Annotated in this window: 12 protein-coding genes, 2 tRNA genes and 1 other RNA gene; all 15 read right to left on the bottom strand. The window is 35.6% G+C overall.

Going from position 1 to position 14,302, the window contains the following annotated elements; all coding sequences use genetic code 11:
- Positions 1-114: 114 nt before the first annotated feature.
- Positions 115-464: RNase P RNA component class A (gene rnpB / locus I4N53_RS05600), an RNA gene on the bottom strand.
- Between the two features lie 77 nt (positions 465-541).
- A complete protein-coding gene (locus I4N53_RS05595; protein WP_009053025.1) occupies positions 542-1,657 on the bottom strand; it encodes a Nif3-like dinuclear metal center hexameric protein in 1,116 nt (371 codons plus the stop codon).
- On the bottom strand, positions 1,617-2,321 hold the full coding sequence (locus I4N53_RS05590; RefSeq protein WP_009053024.1) for a class I SAM-dependent methyltransferase: 705 nt from the start codon (positions 2,319-2,321) through the stop codon (positions 1,617-1,619). Before I4N53_RS05590 ends, I4N53_RS05595 begins: the two co-directional genes overlap by 41 nt.
- Positions 2,322-2,386: 65 nt before the next feature.
- Positions 2,387-2,462 (bottom strand) — tRNA-Ile (locus I4N53_RS05585).
- 6 nt (positions 2,463-2,468) lie between these two features.
- Positions 2,469-2,543: transfer RNA gene (locus I4N53_RS05580), tRNA-Asn, on the bottom strand.
- 48 nt (positions 2,544-2,591) lie between these two features.
- Positions 2,592-3,665: an RNA polymerase sigma factor RpoD gene (gene rpoD, locus I4N53_RS05575; RefSeq protein ID WP_003867211.1), complete on the bottom strand. Its 1,074-nt coding sequence runs from the start codon at positions 3,663-3,665 to the stop codon at positions 2,592-2,594.
- Between the two features lie 31 nt (positions 3,666-3,696).
- Complete coding sequence (gene dnaG, locus I4N53_RS05570) at positions 3,697-5,484, bottom strand: DNA primase (RefSeq protein WP_012269156.1); 1,788 nt, start codon at positions 5,482-5,484, stop codon at positions 3,697-3,699.
- A gap of 148 nt (positions 5,485-5,632) precedes the next feature.
- A complete protein-coding gene (locus I4N53_RS05565) occupies positions 5,633-6,634 on the bottom strand; it encodes a deoxyguanosinetriphosphate triphosphohydrolase (RefSeq protein WP_009053022.1) in 1,002 nt (333 codons plus the stop codon).
- A gap of 87 nt (positions 6,635-6,721) precedes the next feature.
- Positions 6,722-6,961, bottom strand: coding sequence for a preprotein translocase subunit SecG (secG, locus tag I4N53_RS05560; protein WP_009053021.1), 240 nt, complete (start codon positions 6,959-6,961; stop codon positions 6,722-6,724).
- A 285-nt stretch (positions 6,962-7,246) separates the two neighbouring features.
- Positions 7,247-8,536: a phosphopyruvate hydratase gene (gene eno / locus I4N53_RS05555; protein WP_214495797.1), complete on the bottom strand. Its 1,290-nt coding sequence runs from the start codon at positions 8,534-8,536 to the stop codon at positions 7,247-7,249.
- 25 nt (positions 8,537-8,561) lie between these two features.
- Entirely contained in the window at positions 8,562-10,106 is a 1,545-nt protein-coding gene (gpmI, locus tag I4N53_RS05550; RefSeq protein ID WP_013150543.1) for a 2,3-bisphosphoglycerate-independent phosphoglycerate mutase, read from the bottom strand.
- A gap of 12 nt (positions 10,107-10,118) precedes the next feature.
- Complete coding sequence (gene tpiA / locus I4N53_RS05545; RefSeq protein WP_028992664.1) at positions 10,119-10,865, bottom strand: triose-phosphate isomerase; 747 nt, start codon at positions 10,863-10,865, stop codon at positions 10,119-10,121.
- Between the two features lie 13 nt (positions 10,866-10,878).
- A complete protein-coding gene (pgk, locus tag I4N53_RS05540; protein ID WP_214495796.1) occupies positions 10,879-12,060 on the bottom strand; it encodes a phosphoglycerate kinase in 1,182 nt (393 codons plus the stop codon).
- A 64-nt stretch (positions 12,061-12,124) separates the two neighbouring features.
- On the bottom strand, positions 12,125-13,132 hold the full coding sequence (gene gap / locus I4N53_RS05535) for a type I glyceraldehyde-3-phosphate dehydrogenase (protein WP_214495795.1): 1,008 nt from the start codon (positions 13,130-13,132) through the stop codon (positions 12,125-12,127).
- A 48-nt stretch (positions 13,133-13,180) separates the two neighbouring features.
- Positions 13,181-14,203: a sugar-binding transcriptional regulator gene (locus I4N53_RS05530; RefSeq protein ID WP_009053016.1), complete on the bottom strand. Its 1,023-nt coding sequence runs from the start codon at positions 14,201-14,203 to the stop codon at positions 13,181-13,183.
- Positions 14,204-14,302: the final 99 nt, after the last annotated feature.

Below are 14,302 nucleotides of genomic sequence, written 5' to 3'. Positions count from 1 at the left end.
TCCTATATCTACATGATTTTCATTAGGTGTTGCATTTAATATTGCAATTTATATTTTTTTAATTTTGTATAAAAAAAAATAAAAAATACCACAAAATTATGGTATTTTTAAACACATGTGAGCAAGTCTGTAAGCCGAGTTCTGTCGAGGATGGCCATCTATCTAGGGGGTCAGTTGCCTGACACCTCCAGCGGCATAACCCGAGGGAAACGGCGGGCCACCTACTCCCTCCTATTCGCCTTGCTCCGGGTGGGGTTTGCAGAGCAGACCAGTCGCCTGGTCCCTGGTGAGCTCTTACCTCACCTTTCCACCCTTACCCAGCACTCAGCAAGTTGAGTGCCAGGCGGTATATTTCTGTTGCACTTTCCTTGGAGTCGCCTCCACCGGGTATTACCCGGCACCCTGCCCTGTGGAGCTCGGACTTTCCTCGTGCGAAAATCGCACGCGGCCATCCGACTTACTCACATACGTTATTTCTTATATATCTTTCTAATATCAGGCGAGTATATATTATCATATATATCCGTTTTTGTCAACATAATTATAGATACATAAAAGGATCTTTTTGACTTTCACTAACTAATACTTCTATTTCGTTGCCCTGTTTCTGAGTTTCATCAATTATATATTCTGCAATAAACCTAACTGCAATATTCTCTGTAGCAAAATGTCCCGCATCAATTAAAGATAATCCGAGGTGCTGGGCTTCTACAGCATCGTGATAGCCAATATCTGCCGTTATCAACACATCTGCTCCTCTAGAAACAGCTTTGTGAATAAGACTTGCACCGCTTCCACCACACACAGCCACTTTTTTTATCTTTTTATTAGGGTCTCCTACCACTCTTAAATTATTGATTTTAAGTTTTGCTTTTACTTGTAGTGCCAATTCTTTTAAAGTTGTTTCTGAAATAGTTCCAATTCTTCCAAGCCCATATTCTTCTTTAAGATTTTCCAAAGGATATACATCATAGGCAACCTCTTCATAGGGATGAACATTTAGCATTGCATTTATTACTTTTTCTAAATATTTCTGAGGCACTACTGTTTCTATTTTTACTTCTTCCACTTTTTCTATCTTCCCTATTTCACCAATAAATGGATTCGTCCCCTCTAAAGGCTTATAAGTTCCAATGCCTTGGGTCTGAAAAGTAGAATTACTATAATTTCCAATAAAACCAGCTCCTGCATTGCACATAGCATTTTTTACAATCTCTTCATACCCTTGTGGCACATAAACTGCAATTTTTTTATATCCTTCGGAATAAGTGACATCCAAAACTTCCCTATCATATATTCCTAAGACGTTACACAAAATATCATTCATCCCATTTGGAGCTATATCAAAAGAGGTATGGGCTGCATAAAGCGAGATATCATTTTTAATAAGTTGTATTAACAATGAGCCCACTGGATTATCAGCTTTGACATTTTTTATTGGCTTAAAAATTAACGGATGATGAGTTACAATCATATCTACTTTTTTGTCAATTGCTTCTTTAACTACTTCAAAAGTGGCATCCAAAGCTACTAAAATTTTTGAGACATCTTTAGAACCATCTCCTACCAATAATCCTACGTTATCCCATTCTTCAGCGAATTTACGCGGCGCAAGCTTATCCATTATGGAAGCTATTACTTGGCATTTTAAGCCCATTTATCAACACCTCGAATTTCTTTACTTTTTCATCTAATTGCTTACGCTTTTCATTGGTCTTGGGAAGTTTATTTATGATTTTCTTCATTTTGTCGATTTTATACTGCAAGAATTCTTCTAATAGTGGATGCTTTTTTTGTATGAGTTTTTCCCCTACTTCATAATATATGTCATTTTTGACTTTTTGTCTACCATGTTCTGCTACTATTATTTCATAATATTTTTGATTTTCTTTAACTAATTCCTCATCACAAATTTTATATCCATTTTCTATTAAGTATTTCCTCAAATATGCAGAATCTTTCATAGGTTGAAGTATAAATTTCTTAATAGTTTTTGCAATATCTTTTCCTTCTTCTAATATTTTTGTAATTAAAATTCCTCCCATACCTGCAATAACAACTACGTCTACTTCCCCTGGCGATAAAACATTAAGACCATTCCCTAACCTTGTGTCTATCAAAGATTGCAAATTTCGCTTTTGAACTTCTTTTACAGCTTTATTTAATGAACCTTTATTTAAATCTGAAGCAACAACGTAGGTAGCTATTTTACTTTTGATAAGGTAAACAGGAATAAAACCATGGTCAGTACCTATATCTGCAACTTTTGACCCATGAGGAATGTATTCAGCAATTTTCCTTAATCGTTCTGTAAGTTTCATGTAATCCTCCTAAAAGTATAAAAAAATAAAAAAGCATTTAAAGCTAAATGCTTTTTTTCTCTAAATGGTGGGCCTTCAGGGATTTGAACCCCGGACCAATCGGTTATGAGCCGACCGCTCTGCCAGCTGAGCTAAAGGCCCAAAAAGTGGCTCCTCAGGTAGGATTCGAACCTACAACCTACCGGTTAACAGCCGGTTGCTCTACCCTTGAGCTACTGAGGAATACAATAATAATTATACAGATTTTTGCCCTATTGTCAAGAAGCTTATTCAATCAAGGAAATCTTTTAATTTTTTGCTCCTGCTGGGATGCCTCAATTTTCTCAAAGCCTTTGCTTCAATTTGCCTTATGCGTTCTCTTGTAACATTAAACTCTTTTCCTACTTCCTCTAAAGTTCTTGCTCGACCGTCATCTAGGCCAAACCTAAGTCTTAGTACTTTCTCTTCCCTTGGCGTTAGGGTATCAAGAACATCCATCAACTGTTCTTTTAGCATTGTAAAAGCAGCAGCTTCTGCTGGAGCTGGTGCATCTTCATCGGGTATAAAATCGCCTAAGTGGCTGTCTTCCTCTTCCCCAATAGGAGTTTCTAAAGATACAGGTTCTTGTGCTATTTTCATTATCTCTCTTACTTTTTCTTCTGGCATCCCCATCTCTTTTGCCAACTCTTCAGGAGTGGGCTCACGACCTAATTCCTGCAGCAATTGCCTTTGGACTCTTATCAATTTATTGATAGTTTCTACCATGTGTACAGGGATTCTTATGGTTCTTGCTTGATCTGCAATAGCTCTTGTAATAGCCTGTCTTATCCACCATGTAGCGTAAGTACTAAATTTATAGCCTTTTCTATAGTCAAATTTTTCAACTGCTTTGAGTAACCCCAAATTTCCTTCTTGTATCAAATCTAAGAAAAGCATTCCTCTTCCTACGTATCTTTTGGCTATGCTTACAACCAATCTCAAATTAGCTTCTATAAGTCTTTTTTTAGCTTCTTCGTCTCCTTGTTCGATTCTTTTTGCCAATTCAATCTCTTCTTCAGGAGTGAGAAGGGGAATCTTGCCTATCTCCTTCAAATACATTCTAACAGGGTCATCTATACTGATTCCTTCAGGAAGAGAAAGGTCTAAATCTAAATCTTCTTCAGTTATTTCTTCCTGACGAGGTTCTTCCCCAACAATTTCAATTCCCATGTCTTCAAAAGCATCATATACTTTCTCAATTTGGTCAGGATTTAAATCAATATCTTCTAAAGAATCCATTATCTCATTGTAGGTGAGCATCCCAGTTTTTTTTCCTTTATTGATAAGTTCTGTAATGGCTTCTTTAGACAATTCTTCGTTGTTCATAGGTTTCCCCTCTCTATGGGTTTCTTTCTTTTTAGCCATTTTTTATCTTTAGCATCTCCTTTTCACAATTTTGTAATTCTATTAAAAGTTGCCTTTCTTTCTCTATATCCCCCAACATATGAGCTTCATTGATAGCTCTTTTAATCTTTTCTCTTTTAACTGCCAAACTGTTAATGAGAATCTTGTTTATAATATCATCAACAGCTTGTTCAGTAACATTTTCACTCTCATAAAAAGCTTTAATAATATCATTAAAATCAGATATGAGATTTTCCTCTTGTAATAAATAAACAATATCATTTATTTGAGTTTTTTTCCCATCCTCCAACCTTGACATTATTTCTCCAAAAATTGGCTTTAATTTAACATTCTCCAGCATATCGGCGGTAATTGTTTCTTTCACCCTTTTGTAAAGATTATTATCATACAGCAGCAATGCAATTAAGTACTTTTCTGGTGATATTTTACTACTACTGTATATATTATGCCTTATATTGCCAGCCATATACATATTTTTTTGATTTTTTTCAATTTCCCTATTGACAAAACGCGCAACCTCTGTTCTCACTGCATTCTCAGGTATTTGAGCAACTTTAGCAGCTGAAGAAATATAGACTTCCCTTTTCACTTCATCAGAAAGTTTTGCAATATCTTTTGCAATTTTTTTAACATATATTATTCTATCTTGAGGATTATCAAGGTCGAGATTTTTTCTAAATACCTTTGCTTTAAACTCAATTAAACTATCGGCATTTTCTATTAATTGATTAAATGCGTTTACTCCTTCTTTTTTTATAAACTCATCAGGGTCTTTCCCATAAGGAATAGTCAGTACTTTTATATTTAAATTCAATTCATCAAGAATGTCAAGTCCTCTTAATGCGGCACTAATACCAGCTTCATCCGCATCATAAGCAATTACAACATTTCCTTTATACCTTTTTATGAGTCTTGCTTGGTCCTCTGTCAAAGCGGTTCCTAAAGATGCTACAGCACAATCTATTCCGGCTTGATGTAAGGAAATAGCGTCCATGTATCCTTCTACAATTATAAATTTGTCTTGTTGAGTTTTTTTAGCAAAATTTATTGCAAATAGCGTTTTGCCTTTTTTAAAGACCTCTGTCTCCGGAGTGTTTAAGTATTTAGGCAAACTATCATCAATAGAACGGCCTCCAAAACCTATAACATTACCCTTTACATCTATAATAGGAAACATTACTCTATTTCTAAACCTGTCGTAATAGCGGTTATTTTTTTGAGACAAAAGTCCAGCCTTTACCAGAAAACTTTCTGTATAGCCTTTTTCTTTTAAAAAGTTTAAAAGTCCATTTCCATGAGGTGATGAATAGCCTATTCCAAACTTCTTTATCGTTGCTTCTGTCAAACCTCTTTTTCTTATATAGGTTAAAGCCTGTCTACCTTCTTCAGAAAAAAGCTTATTGTAAAAATACATAGTTGCTAATTTATTTACTTTATATATTTCGTCAATAAGTTTCTTTCTTTGGTACTCCCTTTCTGTAAGCACAGTTTCTTCAAGAGTTATTCCTACTCTATCTGCTAAAAATTCAATTGCTTCTTTAAAAGTCAAATTTTCAATATCCATTATAAAAGTAACAACATTTCCACTGGCATTACAGCCAAAACAGTGATAAACCTGTTTTTCTTGACTTACCATAAAAGATGGGGTTTTTTCTCTATGAAAAGGACATAGACCTTTAAATTCTTTTCCCGCTTTTTTTAGTTCTACATACTCTGATATAACATCTATTATGTCATTTGCTTCTATGACCTTTTCAATCATTTCTTTTGAGTAAGCCATCAATATCACCTAATTATTCTATTCGACAAAAATTGTTAAATTCCTCTTTACCAAATTAATTTATTAGTGACGACCAATATATATTCGACAAAAGATTCAAAAATCCTTCTTTGGTTTTATTAAATTTTTATTAAAATCAAAAAATATTTTACTCAAACCAAGGACTGGGCAAAAAAATCTCTTTGTATTTTAAAAAAGCATATTTGTCTGTCATACCAGCAATATAATCAGCAACAGCTCTTTCTCTTCCATAAATCTCAGCAAGTTTTATAAATTCTTGAGGCATCTTTTCAATATTGTCATAAAAGTAATAAAACAATTGTTCTACTATTCTTTTTGCTTTTTCCTCATCTTTTTTAGCTTTTGACCCAATATAAACTTTTTTGAACAAAAAATCCCTCAGGCTATAAGTAGCCTCATAAATCTCTTTACTCATTGAAACTTTCGGCTTTCCTAAGCTATTATTTATAACATCTTTTACCATTGTATCTATTCGCTTACTATGCTTATCACCCAAAATTGCTATTAAATCTTTTGGTAAATCCTCCGGATTTAAAACTTTTCCCCTTATCGCATCATCAATATCATGGTTAATATAAGCTATTTTATCAGAAATTTGTACTACTTGTCCCTCTAAAGTCTGGGGATTTCCTGAGGTAGAGTGGTTACAAATGCCGTCCTTAACTTCCCAAGTCAAATTAAGACCCTTTCCATCCTTTTCCAAAATCTCAACCACTCTAATGCTTTGTTCATTATGTCTAAAGCCATCTTTTAAAAGTCTATTTAAAACTTCCTCACCAGAATGGCCAAAAGGAGTATGTCCTAAATCATGACCTAAAGCAATAGCTTCTGTCAAATCTTCGTTTAACCTCAAAGCTCTTGCAATTGTTCTTGCAATCTGAGCTACTTCTAAAGTATGAGTTAGCCTTGTTCTATAATGGTCACCTTCTGGAGAAATAAAGACTTGTGTTTTGTGGCTCAATCTTCTAAAAGCTTTGCTATGAATAATCCTGTCTCTATCCCTTTGAAACTCTGTTCTTATATCGCATTTTTCTTCTTCTCTATCCCTGCCGCGAGTTTCACGGCTTTTTGTCGCATAAGGAGAAAGCAGTTGATATTCTAATTCCTCTGTAATTTCTCTAATTTTCATTTGACCACCTAACCTTTTTTATTTATGGTGGTAAAAATAAAAACCCCTAAAAGGGTTTTTCCATTTCTTTTCTTGATACCGTCTTTTTTATTTAGCCATCATTACGGTCAACACCATAGACAAAATTATAAACAACGCTGCCGCTATGGTTGTGAGCTTTTCTAATGTCCCCTCCATGGTTCGAGCTTTATTTTTCCCAAAAAAGGTTTCTGCTCCTCCTTCTATTACTCCTGAAATGCCTGCACTTTTACCTTTTTGCAAAAGTATCACAGCTATTAAGAAAAGACTAACTAAAACATGTATAACCATGAGTACAGTTTTTAGCATATTTACACCGCCTTATCCTAATTTTTGCTCTGTCAAAAACACAATACTACATATTATATTATATCTCTAATGTATCTCTTAATCAAGGGTTTTTATTAAAAAGTGTGTGCCAAAAGTTAATAGTTGCCCACCTCCGCCATCCTTAGCTTCGGCCCCGCTTCTGTTTCTTCCTCTCGCAAACTTGCTTCTGCTCCGCCAAGTCACTTCTCTTATGCAAAATGTCAGCAATATTCCTAACTTATAATTTTACAGACTATTAAATAAGGGAATCCTTTTTGGATCCCCTTATTTTTTAATATTGTAAAAAGCATTTTTGCCAAGATATTGGGCTGTACTTCCTAAAACTTCTTCAATTCTTAAAAGCTGATTGTATTTTACAACTCTGTCAGTTCTTGCAGGTGCTCCAGTTTTAATTTGTCCTGCATTTACTCCAACCACGAGGTCTGCAATTGTGGAATCTTCTGTCTCTCCGGAACGGTGAGACACGACAGCCGTGTAACCTGCTCTTTTTGCCATTTCAATAGCGTCCAAAGTTTCTGTCAATGTCCCTATTTGATTGAGCTTTATAAGTATTGAATTCGCAACTCCCATATTGATACCTTTCGAAAGTCTTTGAGTATTCGTTACAAATAAGTCATCTCCAACTAATTGTATTTTCTCTCCTAATCTCTCTGTTAACAATTTCCATCCTTCCCAGTCCTCTTCTGCAAGCCCATCTTCAATTGAAACAATAGGATATTTATTGACAAGTTGTTCCCAAAAGTCTACCATTTCTTCAGAGGTTCTAACGATTCCTTCTCCTTCAAAATGATATTTCCCATCTTCTTTATAAAGCTCCGTTGAAGCAGGATCTAATGCCAATACTACATCATCTCCTGGAACATATCCTGCTTTCTCTATAGCTTCTAGTATGACTTGTATAGCTTCTTCGTTTGATGTAAGGTTAGGTGCAAATCCTCCTTCATCGCCAACTGTAGTGCTTAATCCTTTGGAATGTAACACGTTTTTTAAATTATGATAAACCTCTGAACACATTCTTAATGCTTCTCGGAAATTTGGAGCACCAACAGGCATGATCATAAATTCTTGTATGTCCACATTATTGTCGGCGTGCTTTCCACCGTTTAATATGTTCATCATAGGTACTGGCAAAGTTTTTGCATTTACACCACCAATGTATTGATACAAAGGTAAACCACACTCTTCAGCTGCTGCTTTTGCAACTGCCAATGATACCCCTAAGATAGCATTTGCTCCTAATTTGCTCTTATTGGGAGTTCCATCTAGTTCAATCATCGCTTTGTCAATTGCTACTTGGTCTTGTGCTTCCATGCCAATTAGCTCAGGAGCAATAATGTCATTGACATTTTGAACAGCTTTTAGCACTCCTTTTCCCAAATACCTTGATTTGTCTCCATCTCTTAATTCAACTGCTTCAAAAGCTCCTGTAGAAGCCCCTGAAGGCACAGCAGCTCTCCCCACTGCACCGCTATCTAATTCTACCTCTACTTCAACTGTAGGATTTCCACGGGAGTCAAGTATTTCTCTTGCAAAAATATCAATAATCGATGACATGACAACTTCTCCTTTCTTTTTAATTTTATTTTCTTCCAATAATTAAGGATTTACCTGTCATTTCTTGAGGCATAGGCAGTTTCATTATGTCTAATACAGTTGGAGCAATATCAGCCAGTATTCCATCTTTCCTCAAATCAATATCTCCCTCACCTATAACAATAAATGGCACTGGGTTTGTAGTATGAGCAGTTTGTGGTTCTTTTGTCACTGGATCAATCATTTCTTCTGCATTGCCGTGATCAGCGGTTATAATTATTGTTCCTCCTACACTTTGAACAGCATTTACTATTCTTCCAAGGCACTCATCTATTGCTTCAATCGCTTTTATTGCAGCATTTAAAACTCCTGTATGACCTACCATATCAGGATTTGCAAAGTTTAAAAGAATAAAACCATATTGATTTGACATAATCTTAGGTATTACAGTATCTGTAACCTCATAGGCACTCATTTCCGGTTTTAAGTCGTAAGTCGCTACTTTAGGAGAAGGAACTAAAATTCTTTCTTCACCATCATTAGGTTCCTCTACGCCACCATTGAAAAAGAAAGTTACATGAGCGTATTTTTCAGTTTCTGCAATTCTAAGCTGTTTAATCCCTTTTTTACTTAAGTATTCACCAAGAGTATTCTCTAGTCTTTCTGGTTTATACGCCACATGTATGTTTTCAAAGGTTTCATCATACTGAGTCATTGACACAAAAAATACAGGAAAATATCCCTTTTCTCTTTCAAAATGGTTAAATACTTCGTCAATAAAAGCTCTTGTAAGCTGTCTCGCTCTATCGGGTCTAAAATTGAAAAATATTATGGAATCTTCTGCATCTACTGTAGCAATTGGTTTTCCATTTTCCAAAATTACCGTTGGTTCTACAAACTCGTCAGTTTGGTCTTTTGAATAAGCTATATCTATTGCTTCCATTGGTGAATTAGCATAAACACCTTTTCCCAAAACTATTGCATCATAAGCTTTTTTAGTTCTATCCCATCTTTTGTCTCTGTCCATCGCATAATATCTTCCAGAAATCGTTGCAATCTTCCCTATACCAATCCTGTTTGACTCTTCTTCAAATTGTCTTATATATTCCTTTGCACAAGCAGGTGGAACATCTCTTCCATCTAAGAAAGCATGAACATATACTTCTTTTAGTCCCTGGTCTTTAGCCAACTTCATTAAAGCAAATAAATGGGTTATGTGGCTGTGAACTCCTCCATCTGACAAAAGGCCAAAAAGATGTAGCTTAGAGTTGTTTTTCTTTACATTTTCTACTGCATCTAAAAACTCTTTTTTCGTAAAAAATGTCCCTTCTTTTATATCTTTGCTAATTCTTGTAAGTTCTTGATATACTATTCTTCCCGCTCCAATATTTAAGTGTCCTACTTCTGAATTACCCATTTGTCCTTCAGGAAGTCCCACTGCAAGGCCACTTGCGGAAAGAATTGTGTGAGGATAATTTTTAAAATAAAAATCTAAATTTGGCGTATTAGCTAAATATACTGCATTTCCTTCTTTTTTGTTTGATATTCCAAATCCGTCTAGTACAACTAGCATCACTAATTTTTCAGGCATATAATCCTCTCCTTAATAATTGACAATCTTTGCAAAATCTGTTGCTACAAGACTTGCTCCCCCTACTAAAGCCCCATCTATATCGCTTTCTGCCATGAGTTCAGAGATGTTTTCTGGTTTTACACTCCCCCCATACTGTATTCTAACTAAACTTGCTTTTTCTTTTCCATAAAGGGAAGCTATAGTATTTCTTATAGCTTTTATGACTTCATTGGCATCTTCAGCTGTAGCCGTTTTGCCAGTACCTATAGCCCAAATTGGCTCATAAGCTATTACTACCCTGACGATGTCATCTGGCGAAACGCCTTTTAATGCCTCTTTAGTTTGACTTAAAACTACTTCAAAAGTTTTTCCTTCTTCTCTTTGAGAAAGAGATTCTCCTACACACACAATAGGACTTAAGCCGTGAGATAGAGCGGATAAGACTTTTTTATTTACCGTTTCATCCGTCTCACCAAAATACTGCCTTCTTTCAGAGTGACCTATTACAACGTATTTCACGCCAATCTCTTTAAGCATTAAAGGCGAAATTTCTCCTGTATATGCACCCTTTTCTTCCCAAAACATATTTTGAGCACCCAAAAGAATATTTGTACCTTTGATGACTTTGCTCACTTCTGTCAAGTCCACAAAAGGAGGTATGACTACCACTTCCGCTTTTGCCTCTTTTACTTGAGGTATCAATTCCTCAACTAACTTCACAGCTTCAGAAGGGGTCATGTGCATTTTCCAATTACCTGCAATTATTGGTCTTCTCAAAGCAAACACCCCTTTACTTGTCATTTAAAACATCAATCCCCGGCAACACTTTGCCTTCTAAAAACTCTAGTGATGCCCCTCCTCCAGTAGAAATATGAGTAACTTTATCAGCATAGCCCAATTGCTCTATAGCGGCTGCAGAATCGCCACCACCTACTATTGTAGTACCTTTGCATTCACTTAAAGCTTTGGCAATGGCCTCTGTACCTTTTGCAAACTCAGGAATTTCAAAAACTCCCATAGGCCCGTTCCACACTACTGTCATGGCGTGTTTTATCACTTTTGAGTATTCTTCAATAGTCTTAGGTCCAATATCTACTCCTATTTGGTCTTTAGGCATTTTGTCTATATCCACTACTTCATAAGGTACACCTGATTTCAATTCTTTAGCAATAACTGTATCCACAGGAAGCATCAAATTAACACCTTTTTGATTAGCCTTTTCCATTAATTCTTTGGCCAATTCTATCTTATCCTCTTCTAAAAGAGATTTTCCTATTTCATAGCCTTTCGCTTTAATAAAGGTGTAAGCCATACCACCGCCAATTAAAAGGCTATCTACTTTTTCTAATAAGTTTGTTATTACTCCTATTTTGTCTGAAACTTTAGCTCCTCCCAATATTGCAACAAAAGGTCTTTTTGGGTTTTCAAGCGCTTCTCCCATAATCGTTAGCTCTTTTTCAATTAAAAAGCCTGATACTGCCGGCAAGTATGCAGCAACTCCTGCTGTTGAAGCATGAGCCCTGTGAGCCGTACCAAAAGCGTCATTTACATAAATATCTGCTAAAGAAGCTAATTCTTTTGCAAATTGAGGGTCATTTTTCTCTTCTTCTGCGTGGAATCTCACATTTTCTAAGAGCAATACTTCGCCTTCTTTTAATGCGGCTGCTTTCGCTCTTGCATCCTCTCCAATCACATCCTCTGCCATAGAAACTTGCTTACCTAAAAGTTCAGACAACCTTTTTGCAACAGGTTTTAAAGAATACTCTGGATTAAATTTTCCTTTAGGTCTTCCCAAATGAGATACAAGTATTACTTTAGCCTTATTATTTATTAAATATTCTATAGTGGGCAATGCTGCTTTTATCCGAGTATCATCTGTTATATTTTTATTTTCATCCATAGGTACATTAAAGTCTACTCTAACTAAAACTCTTTTTCCCGCCACATCTATATCTCTCACGGTTTTTTTCATCACAAAAACCTCCTTATATTAGGATTTAAAGGTCCGGTCCATAAAAGGACACGGACCTTTTGTGTTAGAGCCTATCAGCAATATATTTTGCTAGGTCTACGACTCTGTTGGAGTAACCCCATTCATTGTCATACCAAGAAACAACTTTAACTAATGTTCCATCAATTACCATTGTAAGCGGTGCATCAACTATAGAAGACCTGTCGTCTCCCTTATAGTCCATTGAAACTAATGGCTCTTCAGAATATCCTAAAATGCCTTTCATATATGTTTCAGAAGCTTCTTTCAAGGCTGCATTTACTTCTTCAGCTGTGACAGGTACTTCAACTTCTGCAACTAAGTCAACAACAGATACGTCTGGGGTTGGAACTCTCATTGCAAAACCATTCATTTTCCCTTTTAGCTCTGGAATTACTAAGTGAATTGCCTTTGCTGCACCTGTTGTAGTAGGTATTATTGACATAGCCGCAGCCCTTGCTCTTCTTAAGTCACTGTGAGGTAAATCAAGTATTCTTTGGTCATTGGTGTAAGAGTGAACTGTTGTCATCATGCCTTTTTTAATGCGGAATTTGTCATTAATAACCTTAGCTATTGGTGCTAAGCAGTTGGTTGTACAAGAAGCATTTGAAATTACATGATGGTTAGCTGGGTCATACATGTTTTCATTAACGCCCATAACAATTGTTATGTCCTCATTTTTAGCAGGCGCGGAAATTATAACTTTTTTCGCTCCAGCATGGATGTGCTTTATAGCATCATCTTTGTTTGTAAATCTTCCTGTAGATTCAATTACAATGTCTACTCCTAATTCTCCCCAAGGAAGTTTAGCCGGATCAGTTTCTTTGAAAATTTTAATTTCTTTGCCATTTACAATTAACGCGTCCTCCGTATAAGATACTTCTCCTTCAAATTTACCAAAAGTAGAATCGTATTTTAATAGATGAGCCAATGTTTTTGCATCTGTTAAATCGTTGATAGCTACAAATTCAAGATCAACATTTTTCTTAAATGCAGCTCTGAATACATTTCTTCCAATTCTTCCAAAACCATTAATAGCAACTTTAACACCCATTATGTATTCCTCCTTGATTTTTATTTTATAAACACCTGAAAAGGTGTTTTAAACAATTTTTAAAATCTCAAATGCAGCTCCTTCATCAGTGACAAGCACTTGTACATTGCCACTTCTGCAAGTAGAGACAATCGCTTCTGCTTTATTTTTCCCACCAGATACAGCTATTAAATTTTTAACAAGCTTTAGGTCTTCTAAAGTCAAGAAAATGCTTGGTGTTGCATAGACCACTTTTCCTTCTTTATCAAAATAATATCCTAAAGCTTCAGCTGTAGCATTGTTCCTTACTAAAAAATCTCTAATATCTTGGGGTAAATTTCTTCTCTCTGCCATTACATCTGCGCGACCTATTCCAAATATTAAAATATCAGCTTTTTTTAAGGTTTCTACCACATCTTTTATATCCGGCTCTTTGATAAGGCTTTTTACCGCTTCTTTGCCTAAATTATCCGGCACGTGCAACATTTTATATGTACCACCAAGTTTTTTAGCTAAAATTGAAGCGATTGTATTCGCTTGCTTTTCTACTTCTCTCCCCAATCCACCACGAGCAGGTACAACTACCATGTTTGATTTGGAATAAAGCTGAGGCATTCCATTAGCCACTTCCAGCACAGTTGAACCGCCAGTTAAAGCAATAATACTGTCATAATTTATTATAGTTTTTAGGTAATTCGCTGCTGATTTTCCTAATTCTTTTTTTATCATAGGATCTTGTTCTATGTCGCCTGGTACGATTATCACTTTCTCAATCCCCAGCTTGTCCTTTAACAAACTCTCAATATTGTTAAGGCCTTTAAGCTCATGTATAAAATCCTTCAAATTCTCAATTAATTCTTCTCCCTCTTTTGTGATAGTCATACCTAAGGGATTTATATCCACCAAACCTTGAGCCTTCAAAAAAGATACCTCAGTTCTAATTATTCGTTCTCCCATATTTAATTGATGCGAAAGTGCCCGTCGTCCTATAGGTTGATTAAAATATATGTTTCGCATTATAGTATATCTCTTTTGAAGTAAATCTATTAACTCTGGTACTATCTTTTGTTGTAAAGCTATAATATCTTTCATGTCATTTCCCTCTTCAGGACGGTTAAAGTCCCGTTATTCTATAAATGTCCCACATCTCATAAAAAAGTATTTACACTAACTATTTTATACTATTAATAA

It is taken from the genome of Thermoanaerobacter sp. CM-CNRG TB177, assembly GCF_018588165.1.
Lineage (GTDB): Bacteria > Bacillota > Thermoanaerobacteria > Thermoanaerobacterales > Thermoanaerobacteraceae > Thermoanaerobacter > Thermoanaerobacter thermocopriae.
This window is presented reverse-complemented; position numbering and strand designations above follow the sequence as displayed.